The 18,044-nt window shown below is 34.6% G+C and carries 16 protein-coding genes; all 16 read left to right on the top strand.

Translation table 11 applies throughout. The features are described 5' to 3' along the window. The first annotated feature begins 282 nt into the window (after positions 1–282). The 16 genes from J5G60_RS02105 (at position 283) to spoIVA (ending at position 17,837) form a co-directional block, all read left to right on the top strand. Positions 283–1,566 (top strand): MFS transporter, encoded by a 1,284-nt coding sequence (locus tag J5G60_RS02105; RefSeq protein WP_150355842.1) that lies wholly within the window; start codon positions 283–285, stop codon positions 1,564–1,566. Between the two features lie 100 nt (positions 1,567–1,666). After that, positions 1,667–2,956 (top strand): MFS transporter, encoded by a 1,290-nt coding sequence (locus J5G60_RS02110; protein WP_150355843.1) that lies wholly within the window; start codon positions 1,667–1,669, stop codon positions 2,954–2,956. Positions 2,957–3,187: 231 nt separating this feature from the next. Beyond that, on the top strand, positions 3,188–3,922 hold the full coding sequence (gene pgeF / locus J5G60_RS02115; RefSeq protein ID WP_150355904.1) for a peptidoglycan editing factor PgeF: 735 nt from the start codon (positions 3,188–3,190) through the stop codon (positions 3,920–3,922). Positions 3,923–3,996: 74 nt separating this feature from the next. Continuing rightward, the gene (locus J5G60_RS02120) at positions 3,997–4,692 is read left to right on the top strand and encodes a response regulator transcription factor (protein ID WP_150355844.1); all 696 of its coding nucleotides are present in this window, start codon (positions 3,997–3,999) and stop codon (positions 4,690–4,692) included. Between the two features lie 11 nt (positions 4,693–4,703). Beyond that, positions 4,704–6,425: a two-component system histidine kinase PnpS gene (gene pnpS / locus J5G60_RS02125; protein WP_150355845.1), complete on the top strand. Its 1,722-nt coding sequence runs from the start codon at positions 4,704–4,706 to the stop codon at positions 6,423–6,425. 165 nt (positions 6,426–6,590) lie between these two features. Further along, on the top strand, positions 6,591–7,490 hold the full coding sequence (locus J5G60_RS02130; protein ID WP_150355846.1) for a phosphate ABC transporter substrate-binding protein: 900 nt from the start codon (positions 6,591–6,593) through the stop codon (positions 7,488–7,490). A gap of 73 nt (positions 7,491–7,563) precedes the next feature. Further along, the gene (pstC, locus tag J5G60_RS02135) at positions 7,564–8,457 is read left to right on the top strand and encodes a phosphate ABC transporter permease subunit PstC (RefSeq protein ID WP_150355847.1); all 894 of its coding nucleotides are present in this window, start codon (positions 7,564–7,566) and stop codon (positions 8,455–8,457) included. After that, complete coding sequence (gene pstA / locus J5G60_RS02140) at positions 8,454–9,344, top strand: phosphate ABC transporter permease PstA (protein WP_378061254.1); 891 nt, start codon at positions 8,454–8,456, stop codon at positions 9,342–9,344. Before pstC ends, pstA begins: the two co-directional genes overlap by 4 nt. Before the next feature lie 12 nt (positions 9,345–9,356). Continuing rightward, positions 9,357–10,106, top strand: a complete 750-nt coding sequence (gene pstB / locus J5G60_RS02145; protein ID WP_150355848.1) for a phosphate ABC transporter ATP-binding protein PstB — start codon at positions 9,357–9,359, stop codon at positions 10,104–10,106. Positions 10,107–10,164: 58 nt separating this feature from the next. After that, the gene (gene phoU, locus J5G60_RS02150) at positions 10,165–10,821 is read left to right on the top strand and encodes a phosphate signaling complex protein PhoU (RefSeq protein ID WP_150355849.1); all 657 of its coding nucleotides are present in this window, start codon (positions 10,165–10,167) and stop codon (positions 10,819–10,821) included. A gap of 130 nt (positions 10,822–10,951) precedes the next feature. Next, entirely contained in the window at positions 10,952–11,575 is a 624-nt protein-coding gene (locus tag J5G60_RS02155) for a DUF47 domain-containing protein (RefSeq protein WP_150355850.1), read from the top strand. After that, positions 11,568–12,563 carry an inorganic phosphate transporter gene (locus tag J5G60_RS02160; RefSeq protein ID WP_150355851.1) on the top strand — a complete coding sequence of 332 codons (996 nt, stop codon included), beginning with the start codon at positions 11,568–11,570 and terminating at the stop codon, positions 12,561–12,563. Before J5G60_RS02155 ends, J5G60_RS02160 begins: the two co-directional genes overlap by 8 nt. Before the next feature lie 43 nt (positions 12,564–12,606). Continuing rightward, positions 12,607–13,941: a DUF512 domain-containing protein gene (locus J5G60_RS02165; protein ID WP_150355852.1), complete on the top strand. Its 1,335-nt coding sequence runs from the start codon at positions 12,607–12,609 to the stop codon at positions 13,939–13,941. A gap of 3 nt (positions 13,942–13,944) precedes the next feature. Beyond that, positions 13,945–15,261, top strand: coding sequence for a ribosome biogenesis GTPase Der (der, locus tag J5G60_RS02170; RefSeq protein ID WP_150355853.1), 1,317 nt, complete (start codon positions 13,945–13,947; stop codon positions 15,259–15,261). Positions 15,262–15,263: 2 nt separating this feature from the next. Continuing rightward, positions 15,264–16,262, top strand: coding sequence for an NAD(P)H-dependent glycerol-3-phosphate dehydrogenase (locus tag J5G60_RS02175; protein WP_150355854.1), 999 nt, complete (start codon positions 15,264–15,266; stop codon positions 16,260–16,262). Between the two features lie 96 nt (positions 16,263–16,358). Continuing rightward, positions 16,359–17,837: a stage IV sporulation protein A gene (spoIVA, locus tag J5G60_RS02180; protein ID WP_150355855.1), complete on the top strand. Its 1,479-nt coding sequence runs from the start codon at positions 16,359–16,361 to the stop codon at positions 17,835–17,837. The last annotated feature ends 207 nt before the right edge of the window (positions 17,838–18,044 follow it).

Genomic DNA, 18,044 nt, shown 5'->3' on the forward strand with positions numbered 1-18,044 from the left:
AGCTGGGGAAAATATTGGTAAGCGAACCTCTGCTGCCCGAAGTTGAAAAAAATCCCAAGCTTGAAATTTTAACTGGCACTAAAGAGATTGAATTTAAAAAGGGCGAACCTGTAGATATATGGAGATAAGAGTATGTTAGTGCTTAAAAGTAGATATGATGTCCACAAAATGATTTAATTTATACACCAGCAACCGGTGATTATAAATTACAATATACCAGATATCAAATAATTAAGATTTGTGGTTGAAATATCTACTGGCATATAAAAGGGGAAATGTATTATGGAAAATATAGAAGTGAAAAATATACCTAAAAGCAGATGGTTTCGAATTATTCCTCCCTGTATACTTGTTTATATAATTGCGTATATGGATAGGCAAAATATATCTTTTGCGATTGCCGGGGGAATGAACAGGACTTTGGGTATAGGTTCAACTGTAGCTGGAATAGCTGCCGGTATATTTTATGTGGGGTACGTTATACTTCAAATACCAGGAGGAAATTATGCAGAACACAAAAGCGCTAAGAAATTTATATTGAAATCCATAATGGCGTGGGGTTTGATTTCAATAATAACTGGCTTTGTAAATCAAACATGGGAACTGTTGGCATTGCGTTTTGCATTAGGAGTGGCAGAGGGAGGAGTCATGCCGGCTATTCTGGTTTTGATAACTCACTGGTTTCCAAATGAAGAAAGAGGAATGGCAAATGGATTCTTTGCGTTCAATTTTGCAATAGCAAGCGTTATTACTGCTCCTCTTTCAGGATGGATAATTTCTTTTTCTAATTGGCGATGGGTTTTTATTATTGAAGGCATAATAGCATTTATGCTGATATTCATCTGGTATCCGATGATCAGTGATTCTCCCGAAGAGGCCAAATGGATATCATGCGAAGAAAGAGAATGGCTTGTTGAAAGACTGAAAAAAGAACAGAGTGAATTAAAAAAGGCTACTAGATCTTCTGAGAAAAAGCAAAACATTTATGCGTCTTCTAGTTTATGGCTGTTGACTATTACGTATTTCTGTTATCAAGTAGGTATCTATGGGTACTCTTTATGGCTGCCAACGTTGATTAAAGAATTGACAAAAACGGGTATAGGAATAGTAGGATTACTTTCAGCGGTTCCCTATGTAGGGCTGATCTTTGGTATATGGATATTTTCATATTTATCGGATAAAACTCAGAAGAGAAAATTATTTGCAATAATTCCAATGATATTTTTTGCATTGTCACTTACGTTTTCAGTTAAATTTAAAGCTAATATATGGACCTCCTATGTCTTCTTGGCGTTGGCGGGCGTGTTCATTCATGATTATTACAGCAGTTTCTGGTCTTTACCACCTATGTTATTTGAATCTGATGTCAGCGGAGCTGCACGTGGATTTATAAATGGAATAGGCTGTTTAGGCGGATTTATAGGGCCTTATTTGGTAGGGCTCGTTATGACATATACAAATAGTTCAGATATTGGAATGTATATATTAGCCATCGTTTTATTGATAGGATGTTTTTTCAATGCAGTTATAAAGCTCCCTACTATTATAAAAGAAAATAGAAATTAGCAGCTCAAATATAGTTTGGAGACTAAAAATAATAAATAATATTTATAAAAATTGGATAGGTATAACTAAGATTTGTAAAATTAAGGAGGGAAAGGAAGATATGCAATCTGAAAAGACTAGATCAGGTAAATTAAAGATTCGTGGATTACGTTGGTGGATGTTTGTATTCTTCTTAATTATAGGCATATTTAATTACATGGATAGAATTTCATTGTCCATTCCAATGTCATTGATAGGCAAGCAATTGCATATAGGAACAATGTTTACGGGAATAGTGCTGAGTGCTTTTTTCTGGAGTTATACACTTATGCAGTTGCCGGGAGGATGGTTGGTAGATAAATTTAAACCCAGAAGAATTGTGACCTGTGCATTGATAGGCTGGGGTTTAGCTGAGAGTCTAACGGGTCTTGCAAACAGCTTTATGTCTTTGATAATTATAAGGTTATTTCTTGGAGTATTTGAGGGCCCTGTTCAAGTTGGTTGTAATACATCTCTTGTTAGCTGGCTTCTTCCATATGAGCGCGGAAGGGGAAGTACATTGGTAGACAGTGGAGGCCAGCTTGGTGCTGCACTGGGCGGAATAGTAGTCACAGGTCTCATAATGTGGCTGGGTACTTGGAGGATAGCATTTGCAATATTAGGTGTGCTAACTATATTAATTGGCATTGTCGCATATTTGTTTATGAGAGACAATCCTTCAGAACATCCAATGATAACTGAAGAGGAAGTTGAATATCTCAGCAAAAATGAAACTGGGGAAGAAGATAATAAAATTACAGGAGGAAATATTCTTCTGTATTTTAAACATGCTAGTCCATGGATGTTATTGCTGGGATTTGCTTCTTATGATGCTGTTGTATATGGACTGTTGACTTGGATTCCTTATTATATACAAAAAGTTAGGCATATTTCTTTCGGAATGACAGGGGTATGGACAATGCTTATTTTTGGATGCGGGTTTATAGGTGAAATTATTGCAGGGCAATTGTCAGATCGATGGAGGAGACATCCAGGTGCTTCTACGAATGTTGTCATGAAGACAATGCTTGGATTTGCGGGTATTGCAGTAGCAATTTCTGTATTGATGGTTAATTTTGTCCAAAATGCAACTGCTGCTGTTTTATTGATAAGTATCGCCAATTTCTTTTTGCGTTGGGGTGGATTGTATTGGAGTGTACCACAAATGTTAGTGGATAAGCAACATGTAGGAAGACTGTCAGGAGCAATGAATTTCGCAGGAAATGTAACGGGAATTATAATTCCAATTTTGATAGGTTGGATTGCTGCATTCAGTGGAGGATTTACAGCTACCTTTGTTATTTTCTGTGTGGCAGGATTGCTTATGACAATAAGTTCGATATCTATAAACTATTCTCATAAATTAAGTTAAGGATCACTTGATTTGATGTTATATAATATAAAAAGGATTGCTCTAAAATTTATTTTAGGACAATCCTTTTTATATTTAATGAGAATTGTTATATTATAATTGATAAATAATAGTTAATGGTGTGGGAATCAATCAAAACTTTCAATTGGTAAACCCAATTATAAATATAGTATAATAATTGATTCGTGATATAATGATTTTGGATGCCTTAAGGAGGGGATGATAGTCAATATGGAAAAACTTATAATCGATCCATATGAATTTATAACTGTGGATCTTAAAGGGGCAAAAGCAGTATTTTCAACGGCTAGGAGTAATTTAAATTTTAATAAAGCAGAGGATGAAGGAAAAAAAAACATTGAAAATTTAAAGAAATGGTTTAAATTAGAAAATGTGGGATTTTTAAACCAGGTACACGGATGTGAAATTGTCATATATAATCCCGACGATAAAGTGAAAGATGGAGATGGCATAATTACCAATAGATCCTGTACAGCTGTAGGAGTTTTTAATGCGGATTGCGTTCCTGTTATTATATATGATAGAGAGAAAAAGGTAATAGCTGCAGTTCACAGCGGATGGAAGGGGACACTGGCCTGCGTTGTTTCTAAAGCTATTGAAAAACTTGAAAAAGAATACAGCAGTAAACCTGAAAATTTACAGGTGTGTGTGGGACCACATATTCACAGCTGCTGCTATGAGGTGGGAGAAGAATTTAAGAATAAATTTAAAGATGATTCTTTCTACAGGAATAAAGACCACATATTCAATGGAAGAAATTTAGATTTAAAAAAGTGTATATTATATCAATTGTTAGAAAAAGGAGTAAACAGGCAAAATATAAACTATTTGGATATTTGTACAGCATGTAATAGGGAGTTTAAATTATATTCTTATAGAAAAGATAGAGGTACTGGAAGAATGTTTTCATTTGTTTATTTGGATACACTCGCTGAAGAAGGTTAAAATTATGTATTTCTGATTTTCTTAATTATTAGGTTATAGCTGTTAATTTTAGGTCTATAAGGAGGATAAATATTATGTTACAGAAAAAAATATTGATAGTAGATGATGAAGAACATATTTGTGAACTTATTGGATTCAATCTTAGAAAAAATGGATACAGAACTATTGTAGCAGCTGATGGTTTAAATGGACTTAAGATAGCAAGAGAAGAAAAACCTGATCTCATCTTACTAGATGTTATGCTGCCAGAGTTAGATGGTTATGAGGTCTGTAAAGAGATAAGAAAAGACAGTGAAATTTCTTCTACCCCTGTAATAATGATAACAGCTAAAGGAGAAGAATTTGACAGAGTATTAGGACTTGAACTTGGGGCAGATGATTATATAACAAAACCTTTTTCCATAAGGGAAATGGTAGCTAGAGTAAAAGCTGTACTGAGACGTTTAGAAGAGAGAAGCATAAGCAAAACTTATAGTTTTGGAGATATAAGTGTGGATTTTGACAAACATGAGGTAATTAAAGGTGAACATAAAGTTGAATTGACATTGAAGGAATTTGAACTTTTAAAGATACTCATAGAAAACAGAGGGAGAGTCATGACTAGAGATTTTCTATTGGATAAAGTGTGGGGTTATGAATATGCTGGAGAAACCAGAACTATAGATGTGCATATAAGACATTTGAGGCAAAAGATAGAAGATGGAAATAAAGCTCCCAAATATATAGAAACCATCAGAGGAATTGGCTATAGATTCAATTCGGAGGGGTAGCTGGTGATAAAATGAAGAGAAAATTGATGCTTTCCATGTTGGTAACACTTATATTTAGCATGCTTATAACTACTTTATTATTTATAATCATCGAAAATCGTGAATATATTGAAAATATGAAACAGACTTTAAAATTGAATAACCAGATTATAATAAATGTGATACAAAATAAGCTCCCAGAAGATATAAGCAGTTTTTCTACAAAGAATTTTAAAAATGCTATTATAAGGGAAACATTTATAGATAAAAAAGGAAAAGTGCTCAGCGATTCTGTAGCTTCAAAGGAAAGCATGGGTAATCACAATTCCAGAAAAGAAGTACAGGAGGCCAGAAAAAATGGGACCGGCTACGACGTAAGGCTAAGTGATACTACAGGTAAAAAGACGCTGTATTTTGCCACTGCATTTGGTGACGGCTATATAATGCGGAGTGCTCTTACCATGCAGACAATTAAGGGACTTGAGGGAAATTATTTTAAATATTACGTACTCATAATGTTTTTTTCTGTATTGGTGTCCATGATGTTTTCCGAAAAACTTTCAAAGTCTATAGTCAGTCCTATTGAAAAACTTCAACGTACTACTTCCAGCATAGCAGGTGGAAATTTTGACAACAGGGTCAAAATTAATTCCGATGATGAAATAGGCCAGCTTGCTATTACTTTTAACAATATGGCAGATAAGCTTCAGATTACATTGGAGGATTTGGTGGATAAACGCAATAAACTAGAGGCCATATTAAAGAGTATGGATAATGGCGTAATAGCTGTAGACATGGATTACAAGATAATAATGATAAATCCATATGCAGAGAGGATATTTGGAGTTCATAAGAACATAATAGGAAAAGATCTTCTGGATGGAATAAGGGATTTTGAACTGGAAGACATATTTAAAGATGAAGAGGATGATTACAGGGAAATAAAAATACTCTGGCCAAGGGAAAGAATACTGAGAATAAAAAGAGCTTTTATCATTAACGGCAGGGAAAAAATAGGGAAAGTAGCTGTAGTTCAGGATATAACAGATATAAAGAAATTGGAGAATATGAGATCCCAATTTGTGGCCAATGTTTCTCACGAATTAAAGACGCCTCTTACATCTATAAAAGGTTTTGCAGAGACATTAAAATATGTGGAAGACGAGGAAGATAAGAACAAGTTTTTAAATATAATAAATGATGAGGCAAATAGATTGACAAGACTGATAAATGATATTTTGACATTGTCGCATATAGAAAACAGTAAAATGGATAAATCTGAAATAATAGAAACAAACAACATAATAGAAGATATATGTTGCATGGTGGAGGCTTCAGCTGATAAAAAACATATAGTTATAAAAAAACAACTCTGTAAGCCACCGGGTATATGGGGTGATCCAGATAGATTTAAGCAGATGATCATAAATTTGGTGGACAATGCAATAAAATATACCGATAATGGCGGAAGGGTTAGCATTAATACAGACGTTAGAGACAACAATTATTTAATTTCTGTAGAGGACAACGGAGTTGGAATTTCAAAAGTACATCAGAAAAAATTATTTGAAAGGTTTTATAGGGTGGATAAAGCCAGATCCAGAAGCGCAGGGGGAACGGGACTTGGGCTTGCCATAGTAAAACATATAGTTTTAGCATTTAATGGAACTATAGAACTTAAAAGTGAAATTGGTGAAGGCAGTAAGTTTACAGTTAAAATTCCCATAGATTTAAATAAAAACCTAAGTACATGATTGAGAATAGACAGTTGAATTGGAACTGTCTATTTTTTAGTATAAATGTTAATTTTAATTAACATTCGTATAATAATATATTAACCTTGATGGGATATTATAAACAATGTAGTAATTAATTTTGTAAATATTACATATAAGTATTTTAAGGAGGTCTATGGAATTATGAAAAAAAAAGGTTTAAAAGGCCTTATGCTGATCATGTCTGTTGTTTTGGCAATAGGGGTTCTGGCAGGTTGTGGTGGAAATAGTGGCAGTAGCAGTACAGAAAATAGTACAAACGATACTAAAAAAGAGGAGATATCGGGTTCAATAACACTTGCAGGATCCACAGCTCTTCAGCCATTGGCAGAACAAATTGGAAAGACATTCGCAGAAAAAAATCCTAAAGCAACAGTTAACGTTCAAGGCGGAGGAAGCGGTACGGGATTGAATTTGGCTCTTCAGGGAACTGCAGATATAGGAAATTCTGATGTGACAGCAGAGTCAAAATTAGATGCAGCTAAGGCAAAAGAACTTGTTGACCATAAAGTCTGTGCTATAGGTTTTGCAGTAGTGGTCAACCCTAGTGTCAAGGTTGACAATTTGACTAAAGAGCAGATACAGAAGATATTTACCGGAGAGATCACCAATTGGAAAGATGTAGGCGGAGATGATATGAAGATAAATGTAATAAACAGAACTAAGTCATCCGGAACAAGGGCTACATTTAAAGACACAGTAATGGGCGGTAAAGATGAAAAGGAAGGTCTTGGTACAACCCAGGATTCAAATGGAAATGTTGAAAATGCCATTAAGACAACACAGGGTTCTATAAGTTATCTTGCACTTTCATATTTAACTGATGCAGTTAAGTCAAATGTGAAGGCCTTAAAAATAGAAGGAGTGGAAGCTACTTCAGAGAACATAATTGCGAAGAAATATCCATTCTGGTCATATGAACACATGTATACAAAGGGAGAAGCAAAAGGTGTTGCAAAAGCGTTTATAGATTACGTACTCAGTGATGAAAATACAGATACAGTAAAGAAACTTGGATATATACCAATGAGTGAGTTGAAATAAAAGTCATTTTTAAATATTTTGCTGGCTGGCTGTGAGTGGCTGGCCAGCAAAATTAATGTTGGGGTTGGTGAGTATGAAAAAAAAATCATTTAGGAATAAACTCAAAGACGAATATATGGGAAGGGGATTTGCGACACTTTGTGGTGTTATGATTATAATTCTCACCCTTAGTATAATAATTTTTATAGCCTCAAAGGGTATGAATACATTTGTAAAGAGAGGATATCCTCTAATGCAATTTTTATTTACATCAAGTTGGGTTCCTGATACTAGCACGCCTAAGCTTGGTGCTGCTATATTTTTTGTAGGTTCTACATTGGTTTCCATAGGAGCTGTCATATTGAGTGCACCTGTAAGTGTAGCGTTGGCTGTATTTATGAATTATATATCTCCTAAAATAGGCTCCAGAATATTACAACCTTCTCTGGAATTATTCGTAGGTATACCTTCTGTTGTATATGGCTGGGTTGGATTCAGCGTATTGATTCCCTTTTTAAAAACACATTTTGGCGGTATAGGATTTAGTGTGATTGCGGGAATATTAGTACTTAGCGTTATGATATTGCCTACTATAGCGAGCATTTCAGCAGATGCCGTAAAAACCATTCCGAAAGGATATATGGAAGCTTCCTATGGGCTTGGGGCGACCAGATGGCAGACTATATCCAAAGTAATAATCCCGTCAGCTAAAAATGGAATACTTACTGGAATAGTACTTGGACTTGCAAGAGCTTTTGGTGAAGCACTGGCAGTACAGATGGTAATAGGAAATACAATAAAATTTCCTGAGAACATTTTGAGTCCTACGTCTACACTTACCAGTATTTTGACCATGGATATGGGGAACACTGTAAATGGGACTGCATGGAATGATGCACTCTGGTCATTGGCGCTATTTCTTTTAATAATTTCTTTTATATTTATTTTGATAATAAGAGCAATAGGAAAGGGAAGTGAAATTAAATGATAGATGCCAAGACAAAAGATAAAATTTGGACTGGAGTTCTTTATGGAGTAACGGTTTTTATAGTAACCCTTTTGGTTGCTTTAATAGGTTATATATTATTTAAGGGTATAGGTTTTTTTAAACCGTCTTTTTTGTTTGGAGACGCTAAATTCGGAGAGGCAGGAGGAGGTATAGGTCCCCAACTTTTTAATTCATTTTATATGCTTGTGGTTTCATTGATTATAAGCGTGCCCTTTGGAGTAGGAGCTGGCATATATCTAGCTGAATATGCCAAAAGAGGTGTGTTTTTAAATACCATAAGGTTATGTATAGAAACAATGGCTTCTCTTCCATCTATTGTGGTTGGGTTATTCGGGCTTCTCATATTTGTAAATGCCACTCAGTGGGGATTTACGCTCCTATCGGGAGCTCTTGCTATATCGGTGTTGAATCTGCCAGCTTTAACCAGGGTAAGCGAAAATGCTATAACTGCAGCATCGGCTCCGGTAAAGGAAGCAAGTCTTGGACTTGGCGCAACTAGGTGGCAGACTATATCAAAGATTGTTCTTCCATCAGCTATACCTCAAATTTTGACGGGTGTAATACTCGCGGCAGGAAGGATATTTGGTGAAGCAGCAGCACTGTTGTATACTGCTGGAATGACTGCACCTAAATTGAATTTCTCATTTTTTAGTTTGACAAACAGCGGTTCGGCATTTAGCGTAATGAGACCGGCGGAGAGTTTAGCAGTTTATATATGGAAACTCAATTCAGAGGGTATGGTGCCCGATGCGTCGCAGATAGCTAATAAGGCATCTGCAGTCTTAGTCATTATGGTATTGTTATTTAACTTTTTAGCGAGAATAATAGGTAAAAAAATATATGAATCCTATACAGGTAAGAAATAGGGAGGGGAACTAATGTATATAATGCAAACTGAGGATCTTGATTTGTACTATGGGGCGGTTCAAGCTCTTGAAAAAGTAAATTTAAATGTAGAAAAAAATTCAGTTACGGCACTGATAGGGCCTTCTGGATGTGGAAAATCGACATTTTTGAGGACTTTAAACAGAATGAACGACTTAATAGATTCAGTTAAAATTCAAGGCAAAGTTTTATTTGAAAACAAAGATGTATATAGCGAATATGACGTAATAGATTTGAGAAAGAGAATTGGAATGGTATTTCAGGCGCCAAATCCTTTTCCAATGTCCATATACAATAATGTGGCCTATGGACCTAGAATACATGGAATAAAGGATAAGAATAAATTAAATGAAATCGTGGAAAAGAGTTTAAAAGGTGCAGCTATATGGGATGAAGTAAAGGATAGGTTAAATAAAAATGCATTGGGGCTTTCAGGAGGTCAGCAGCAAAGACTCTGTATAGCCAGGACTCTTGCAGTAGAACCAGATGTGCTTTTAATGGATGAGCCCACATCTGCACTTGATCCAATATCCACTCTTAAAATAGAAGAACTTATGGACATTTTAAAGAAAAAATATACTATAATAATAGTAACCCATAATATGCAGCAGGCTGGAAGAATATCCGATTATACAGCTTTTTTCTTAAATGGCGAAGTTGTGGAAAATGATAAGACCGAAAATATTTTTTATAAACCTAAGGATAAGAGGACAGAGGATTACATTACGGGAAGATTTGGATAAAATTATGGGTTTATGCAAAATGATAAAATAATCAATAATTTAAGAGAGGTGACGGATTATGACAAGAAAAGCATTTGACAATGCATTAAAAGAAATTCACAATGATGTGCTTAGAATGGGCAGTATAGTTGAAAAGCAAATTCATCAATGCATAGAATCACTGGTAAATCAAGATGAAGAGTTGGCAGAGCAAACTATAAAAAATGATGATCTAGTAGATGAGCTTCAGAGGGAAATAGAGGATAAATGTATAAAGGTCACTGCGAAGGAACAGCCTCTTGCTATAGATCTGAGAACAGTATTTACAAATTCTAAACTTATCATGGACCTTGAAAGAATAGCGGATCATGCGGTGGATATAGCGAAAATAACCTTAAGACTCAAAAATGAGAAATATGTAAAGAGGCTTATAGATATACCTGAGATGTCGAGTATAGTTAATGGCATGATAAAGACATCCCTGGATTCCTATGTGCAGAGGGATCTTGAAAAGGCCTATGAAGCTTGTAAAATGGATGATAAAATAGATGCGCTATTTAAAAAGGTGTTTACTGACATGATTAAGATTGCGGAAAAGGATGAAAGCAAGGTAAATCAGATGATCCAATTGGTACTTGTATGCAAGTATCTGGAAAGGATAGCGGATCGTGCTACAAATATATGTGAGGGAACAATATATCTAGTTACAGGAGAACAGAAAGATTTAAATGAATAGAATAAGTATATAGAATTTCTTAAGTTTTAAGTATTTCGATGCTTAAAACTTTTTTTGTTTAATTTTTAGTAATTTTATGGTATACTTTATTAGGTCGAAATGAACATTCTCAATGATCAGGAGGTATGTGATGTTTACTTTTACTCCCAAGGAAGACAAGTTTTATATGTTTTTTACACAGACAGCTGATATTGCTTACAAGGCTTCGAAATTACTGTGGGATTTTATGTATGATCTGAAAAATTCAGAAGAAAATTTAAAAAAGATAAAGGAAGTAGAACATGAGGGAGACAGAAAACAGCATGAAATACTGGAACAGTTAAATAAGACATTTATTACTCCCTTTGACAGAGAGGATATATATGTAATTGCAAAGGATATGGATGATATTATTGATTTAATAGAATCTACTGCCAGCAGGTTTGTCATGTTAAATGTAAATGAATGTACTAAAGAGGCCTTTCAATTAAGCAGTATGATAGTGGAATCCTGCAAGCAGATAATAGTTTTGATGGAAGAGTTGAAAAATATGAAAACGAGTAAAAAACTTTCACGTGTTATAATAGATGTAAATAGGATAGAGGAACAGGGAGATGTACTTTCGAGAAAAGCTATTGGGGATATATTTAGATCAAGTATGAAAGTTATAGATGTTATGAAGTGGAGGGAAATATATCAATATCTTGAAAATACGCTGGATGCCTGTGAGGATTTAGCAAATGTTGTCGAAGGAGTAGTAATGAAAAATGCCTAGCGCTTTGACTTTAACTGTAATAATAGTTGTGATTGCAATAATATTTGATGTTATAAACGGTTTTCACGATAGTGCCAATGCTATAGCTTGTGTTGTGTCTACCAGGGTAATGACTATGAGAGAAGCGGTTATAATGTCAGCTTCTCTAAATTTTGTCGGCGCTTTTATGAGTGTGAAGGTTGCCCAAACAATAGGCAATGGTATAGTGGATCCAAACGATGTTACGCAAAGTGTAATTATAGCTGCACTGATGGGAGCTATAATCTGGAATCTGATAACCTGGTATTTCGGCATACCAAGTAGTTCTTCTCATGCCCTTATAGGCGGACTAGTAGGATCTGCCATTGTCTATAAGAGCTCATTTCTAATAATCAATTGGCCGGGACTTTTTTGGAAAGTTATTGTCTGGCTGGTATTGTCACCAATAATAGGATTTATAGCAGGATTTGTATTTATGAATGTGATGAATATGATACTGAAAAATACAAGACCGCGTACGGTTACGAGGATTTTTTCAAAGGCTCAAATATTTTCAGCTATGTTAATAGCTTTAAATCATGGTGGAAATGATGCTCAAAAGACTATGGGAATAATAACTATGACGTTGGTGAGTGCTGGATTTCTTGATAAATTTTCAGTACCTCTATGGGTTAAGGTATGCTGTGCATTATCCATGGCACTGGGTACTGCTTTAGGAGGAAAAAAGATAATAAAAACGATGGGATCCAAAATGGCCAGAATGACGCCGGTAAATGGATTTTCAGCAGAAATGGGAGCTTCGGCGGTAATATTTACGGCTACTATGTTTGATGCACCTGTCAGTACAACTCATATAATAACCACATCCATAATGGGAGTTAGTTCTGCTAAGAGATTTTCTGCAGTGAGGTGGGCCGTAGTCAAAGACATAGTCACAACGTGGATATTTACTATACCTAGTTGTGCTGCAATTTCAGGAATTCTTATATTTTTATTGAGTTTATTTTAATGGGTTGTAGTAAATATTTAATTTAAATAGGAGTCTAATACATATGAAAAATAAAATTAAGACAGTGAAACCTGGAAGTATTGCAGAAGAGATGGGAATAGAAAAGGGTGACTGTCTTTTATCAATTAATGGTGTTGAAATCAAAGATATAATAGATTATAAATTTTTAATAAGTGATGAATATGTAAAAATAGAAATAGAAAAAGAAAATAGAGAGATGTGGGAACTTGAAATAGAGAAGGAATACGATGAGGAACTGGGGGTGGAGTTTGAGGAGACAATTTTGGATAGACCTAAAAACTGTCATAATAAATGTATTTTTTGCTTTATAGATCAGCTCCCTTCAGGAATGAGAGATACTCTTTATTTTAAGGATGATGATTCAAGACTGGCTTTTTTTCAGGGAAATTTTGTCACTCTTACTAACATGACTGAAGGGGATATAGATAGAATAATTAAGTATAGAATCAGTCCTATAAATGTATCTGTTCATACTACTAATCCTGAACTTAGAATGAAGATGCTCAACAACAGATTTGCAGGAAATATATATGAACGCCTGAAGAAACTGACTGAAAATGAAATAAAGATAAATTGTCAGATAGTACTATGCCCTGGTATAAACGATGGAATAGAGTTTCGAAAAACTGTAGAGGACTTATATAAATTGTATCCGGAAATTGAAAATGTGGCAGTAGTGCCAGTGGGAATTACGAAATACAGACATGGACTTTTTAAGCTTAAGCAGTATGATAGAATTTCTGCTGGAGAACAATTACATATTGCAGAAGAACTTCAAAGTAAATATCTGATGGAAATAGGATCTCCCTTTGTAAGGCTTTCTGATGAGTTTTATCTTATTTCCCGCAGGAAAATTCCAAATTCAAAGTTTTATGAAAACTATAAGCAGTTGGAAGACGGTGTTGGCATCGTAAGACTTTTTAGAGATAATATAGACAGAGAGATCACATGTTTAAGAAAGGACATAAAAGGATCTTTTACTTTTTTAACAGGAGATTTAGCATATGATGATGTAAAGGCTGCTGCTGATAAGATATCAAAAGAGAATCAGGATATAGTGATTTATGTAAAAAAGATAATAAATAATTTCTTTGGCAATACTATAACTGTGGCGGGGCTTGTTACAGCAAGTGATATAGTAGAACAAATTCAGAATGACAATCTGGGAAAGTATGTAATTATACCGGAATGTATGTTTAGAAAAGGATATGAACTTTCAAAGTCAAAAGGCATGGTATTTTTAGATGATGTAACTTTAACGGATTTGGAGAAAATTTTAAAGAGAAAAATATTTGTATGTGATTATACGGGAAAGGATCTAATACGGATTATAAATGAAAACAGTGAGGTGAAATGATCAATGGGAAAGCCAATAGTAGCCATAGTGGGAAGGCCAAATGTAGGGAAGTCCACTTTGTTTAATAAATTAGCAGGCAAGAGAATATCCATAGTAGAAGATACTCCTGGAGTTACTAGAGATAGAGTATATGCGGAGGCAGAGTGGTTAAAATATAACTTTACTATAATTGATACAGGAGGAATTGAACCAGAAAATAATGATATAATATACCTTCAGATGAGAAGGCAGGCTCAGATGGCAGTTGAAATTGCTGACGTGATAATATTTATAGTTGACGGAAAAGAAGGGCTTGTTGATTCTGATAGAGAAGTGGCCCAGATGCTTAGAAAGAGTAAAAAATCAGTGGTGCTTGTAGTAAATAAAATAGACAGTGCAAAACAAGAGGTTTCTACTTATGAGTTTTATAATCTAGGTATAGGTGATCCTATAGCTATCTCAGCTTCTCAGGGATTGGGTCTGGGTGATATGTTGGATAAGGTAGTGGAGAATTTTCAAGATAACAGCGGTGAAGATGAAAATGGAGATTATATAAAGATAGCTTTTATAGGTAGGCCAAATGTTGGAAAGTCATCTCTTATAAATAAATTACTGGGTGAGGAAAGAGTTATTGTAAGTGAAATTCCCGGTACTACAAGAGATGCTGTAGACAGCTATCTAGACACAGAAGAAGGCAAATTTTTATTGATAGATACGGCAGGTATTAGGAGGAAGAGCAAGGTTAAAAGGGAAGTGGAAAAATATAGTGTTATAAGAACTTATACAGCAGTGGAAAGAGCAGATGTATGTGTACTTATGCTTGATGCCACCCAGGGTATAAGCGAGCAGGATGAAAAGATAATAGGCTATGCCCATGAATTGAATAAATCCATCATGGTTGTGATCAATAAATGGGATCTGATAGAGAAGGATGCAAAGACAACAAATATTTATAAGAATAATATAAATAGAGGTCTTTCTTTTATGACTTATGCACCCTATCTTTTCATATCTGCAAAAACAGGACAGAGAATACACAAAGTATTGGAAACAGTAAAACTGTGTTATGAAAACTACTGTAAAAAAATAAAGACAGGGGTGTTAAATGACGTTATAAGCAGGGCAGTTATGATGAAGGAACCACCGGTTATTGGAACTAAGAGATTGAAAATATACTATGTCACCCAAACGGGAAATAAACCCCCTACTTTCGTGTTTTTTGTAAATGATCCTACTTGTATTCATTTTTCTTATGAGAGATATATAGAAAATCAATTGAGAGACAGCTTTGATTTTACAGGCACTGGAATAAAACTTGAATTTAGAGAAAGGAAGGGTTAGCTGTGGGTTTATCTGTATCTTTTTTAGGAGGGGGAAGTTTCGGAACAGCCCTTTCTATAATGCTTGCTAAAAAGGGAATTGAAGTGAATTTGTGGGATAGAAAAAATTCCATAGTTCAGGACATAAATGAAAGAAGGGAAAATATTAAATACCTTCACAAAGTATTGATTCCCAATAACGTAAAAGCATCTATAAATGCGGAACAGGTAATTAAAGAAAGCGGTATTTTGGTTTTAGCAGTTCCGTCTCAGGCCGTAAGGGAAGTGTGTAAAAATTTTAAGCAGTTTATAAGCAAAGATCAGATAATTGTAAATATAGCCAAGGGAATAGAAGAAAAAACGGGCAAAAGACTTTCTGAAGTTATTGAAGAGGAACTACCTGAAAATAAAGTGGTAGTGCTTTCAGGACCAAGTCATGCAGAAGAGGTAGCTCTTGATATACCTACAACGGTAGTGGTATCTTCAAAAGATGTCAACTGCAGTAAAAAAATCCAAAACCTTTTTACAACAAGCAAATTTAGAGTGTATACCAATAAAGATATAGTGGGAGTTGAAATTGGAGGTGCTGTTAAAAATATAATTGCACTGGCAGCAGGAATCTCAGATGGAATAGGTTATGGTGATAACTCAAAGGCAGCTCTTATGACCAGAGGGATTGCAGAAGTGGTGAGAATTGGAGAAAGGCTTGGAGGTAAAAGAGAAACATTTTCAGGACTTTCGGGCATAGGAGATCTTATAGTTACCTGTACCAGCATGCACAGTAGAAACAGAAGAGCTGGAATACTTATAGGTCAGGGCAAATCAGTAGAAGAGGCAATTAAGGAAGTTAATATGGTAGTCGAAGGTATATCAGCTTGTAGAGCTTTTTATAAGCTTAAAAATAAGCTAAATGTAGAAATGCCTATAACGGAGGCTCTTTATGAGATACTTTTCAAAGGAAAAGATCCAAGATATACTGTATATGAATTGATGACAAGAGCCAAAAAAAGCGAAACATATTGAAAATTAATTTGAGCTGTAAGTGAAATAATATGTAATAAAATATGCTCCACCAAAATATATATATACTGTTAATATTAGATTATTGGAGGGTATATTTTGGAAAACTTTAATATATACAAGGATATCGCAGAGAGAACTCAGGGAGATATATATGTGGGAGTTGTGGGCCCTGTTAGAACTGGAAAATCCACTTTCATAAAAAAATTCATGGAAATAATGGTACTTCCCAACATAGATAATTCTTATAAAAAACAGAGGGCTAAAGATGAATTGCCCCAAAGTTCTTCAGGAAAATCAATTCATACTACTGAGCCTAAATTTGTTCCCAATGAAGCTATAGAGATAAGTTTAAATGAAAGTACTAAGTTTAAAGTGAGAATGGTGGATTGCGTTGGGTATATAGTTAAGAGCGCATTGGGATACATGGAGGGAGAAGAAGCTAAAATGGTTACCACTCCATGGTATGACTATGAAATACCTTTTGAAGAAGCTGCTGAAATTGGAACTAAAAAGGTAATAAATGAACATTCAACTATAGGGCTTTTAGTGACTACGGATGGTTCTATAACAGATATAAGCAGGGATGATTATGTTGACGCTGAAGAAAGAGTGGTAAATGAACTCAAGTCAATAAATAAGCCTTTTATGGTAATCTTAAATTCACAACATCCTTATGAGCCTGATACCATGGCTTTAAAGAAAGAATTGGAGAACAAATATGATGTACCTGTTCAATGTATGGATGTACTTAATATGAAAGAAGATGACATAACAAATGTATTTCAAAGAATACTTAAAGAATTCCCAATTAAGGAAATAAATATTGATATGCCTGAATGGATAGAAAAAATGGAGCCCTCTCATTGGCTGAAATTAGATTTCATAAATTTGGTAAAGGATATGTGCGGCAGCGTGTATAAAATAAGGGATATAGTAAAATCTGTAGATGGATTTTCAGATGTAGAATTTGTGGGAGAATCTGAGGTAAAAGAAATTAATATGGGAGAGGGCACTGCCAGCATTGATTTAAAACCTAAAAAAGATCTTTACTATAAGGTATTAGGAGAGGTATGCGGAAAGGAAATTCAAGGAGAAAATGATCTGCTGAATATAGTAAGAGAAATGCACAGTGCAAAAGTGGAATATGACAAGATTTCAACGGCTTTGAAAGATGTTAGAGAAACCGGTTATGGTCTAGTAGCACCTCAGCTTTCAGAAATGAAGCTGGAGGAACCGCAGATAGTAAAACAGGGAAATAAATTTGGAGTAAAATTAAAAGCAAGTGCTCCATCCCTGCACTTCATACGCGCAGATATTGAAACGGAGATTTCACCTATAATGGGTACAGAAAGGGAAAGTGAGGAAATGGTCAAATCCCTGCTGGAGCAATTTGAAAGCGATCCTTCTAAAATATGGCAGAGCAATATGTTTGGCAAGTCACTGGAAATATTGGTGAAAGAGGGACTTCAAAACAAACTCTATAAGATGCCAGAGGATATTCAGATTAAAATACAAAAAACACTTCAGAAAATTATAAATGAAGGCAATGGCGGCTTGATATGCATTATACTTTAAGTTTTAAAAATACATTTTATTGTGATTTTGTCTAATATATATTACTATTTTAGAATTATATTTTCAGATCTACGGCTTCAGGCAGTTGTATTTAATTGTCTGAAGCTTTAAGTTTATTTTATCAAATAAATGTATAAAATTACTATAAATATGTCTATTAGAGATGTTTTGTGATATAATCGTTTTAAACTACAATTTAGAGAAAGT

It is taken from the genome of Clostridium sp. HV4-5-A1G (assembly GCF_900184915.1).
GTDB lineage: Bacteria > Bacillota > Clostridia > Clostridiales > Clostridiaceae > Clostridium_B > Clostridium_B aromativorans.

What these genes read in the sequence shown, in the direction of transcription:
- J5G60_RS02105 (WP_150355842.1), top strand. Translation starts at nt 283, where the DNA reads ATGGAAAATATAGAAGTGAAAAATATACCTAAAAGCAGATGGTTTCGA.
- J5G60_RS02110 (WP_150355843.1), top strand. Translation starts at nt 1,667, where the DNA reads ATGCAATCTGAAAAGACTAGATCAGGTAAATTAAAGATTCGTGGATTA.
- pgeF (WP_150355904.1), top strand. Translation starts at nt 3,188, where the DNA reads ATGGAAAAACTTATAATCGATCCATATGAATTTATAACTGTGGATCTT.
- J5G60_RS02120 (WP_150355844.1), top strand. Translation starts at nt 3,997, where the DNA reads ATGTTACAGAAAAAAATATTGATAGTAGATGATGAAGAACATATTTGT.
- pnpS (WP_150355845.1), top strand. Translation starts at nt 4,704, where the DNA reads ATGAAGAGAAAATTGATGCTTTCCATGTTGGTAACACTTATATTTAGC.
- J5G60_RS02130 (WP_150355846.1), top strand. Translation starts at nt 6,591, where the DNA reads ATGAAAAAAAAAGGTTTAAAAGGCCTTATGCTGATCATGTCTGTTGTT.
- pstC (WP_150355847.1), top strand. Translation starts at nt 7,564, where the DNA reads ATGAAAAAAAAATCATTTAGGAATAAACTCAAAGACGAATATATGGGA.
- pstA (WP_378061254.1), top strand. Translation starts at nt 8,454, where the DNA reads ATGATAGATGCCAAGACAAAAGATAAAATTTGGACTGGAGTTCTTTAT.
- pstB (WP_150355848.1), top strand. Translation starts at nt 9,357, where the DNA reads ATGTATATAATGCAAACTGAGGATCTTGATTTGTACTATGGGGCGGTT.
- phoU (WP_150355849.1), top strand. Translation starts at nt 10,165, where the DNA reads ATGACAAGAAAAGCATTTGACAATGCATTAAAAGAAATTCACAATGAT.
- J5G60_RS02155 (WP_150355850.1), top strand. Translation starts at nt 10,952, where the DNA reads ATGTTTACTTTTACTCCCAAGGAAGACAAGTTTTATATGTTTTTTACA.
- J5G60_RS02160 (WP_150355851.1), top strand. Translation starts at nt 11,568, where the DNA reads ATGCCTAGCGCTTTGACTTTAACTGTAATAATAGTTGTGATTGCAATA.
- J5G60_RS02165 (WP_150355852.1), top strand. Translation starts at nt 12,607, where the DNA reads ATGAAAAATAAAATTAAGACAGTGAAACCTGGAAGTATTGCAGAAGAG.
- der (WP_150355853.1), top strand. Translation starts at nt 13,945, where the DNA reads ATGGGAAAGCCAATAGTAGCCATAGTGGGAAGGCCAAATGTAGGGAAG.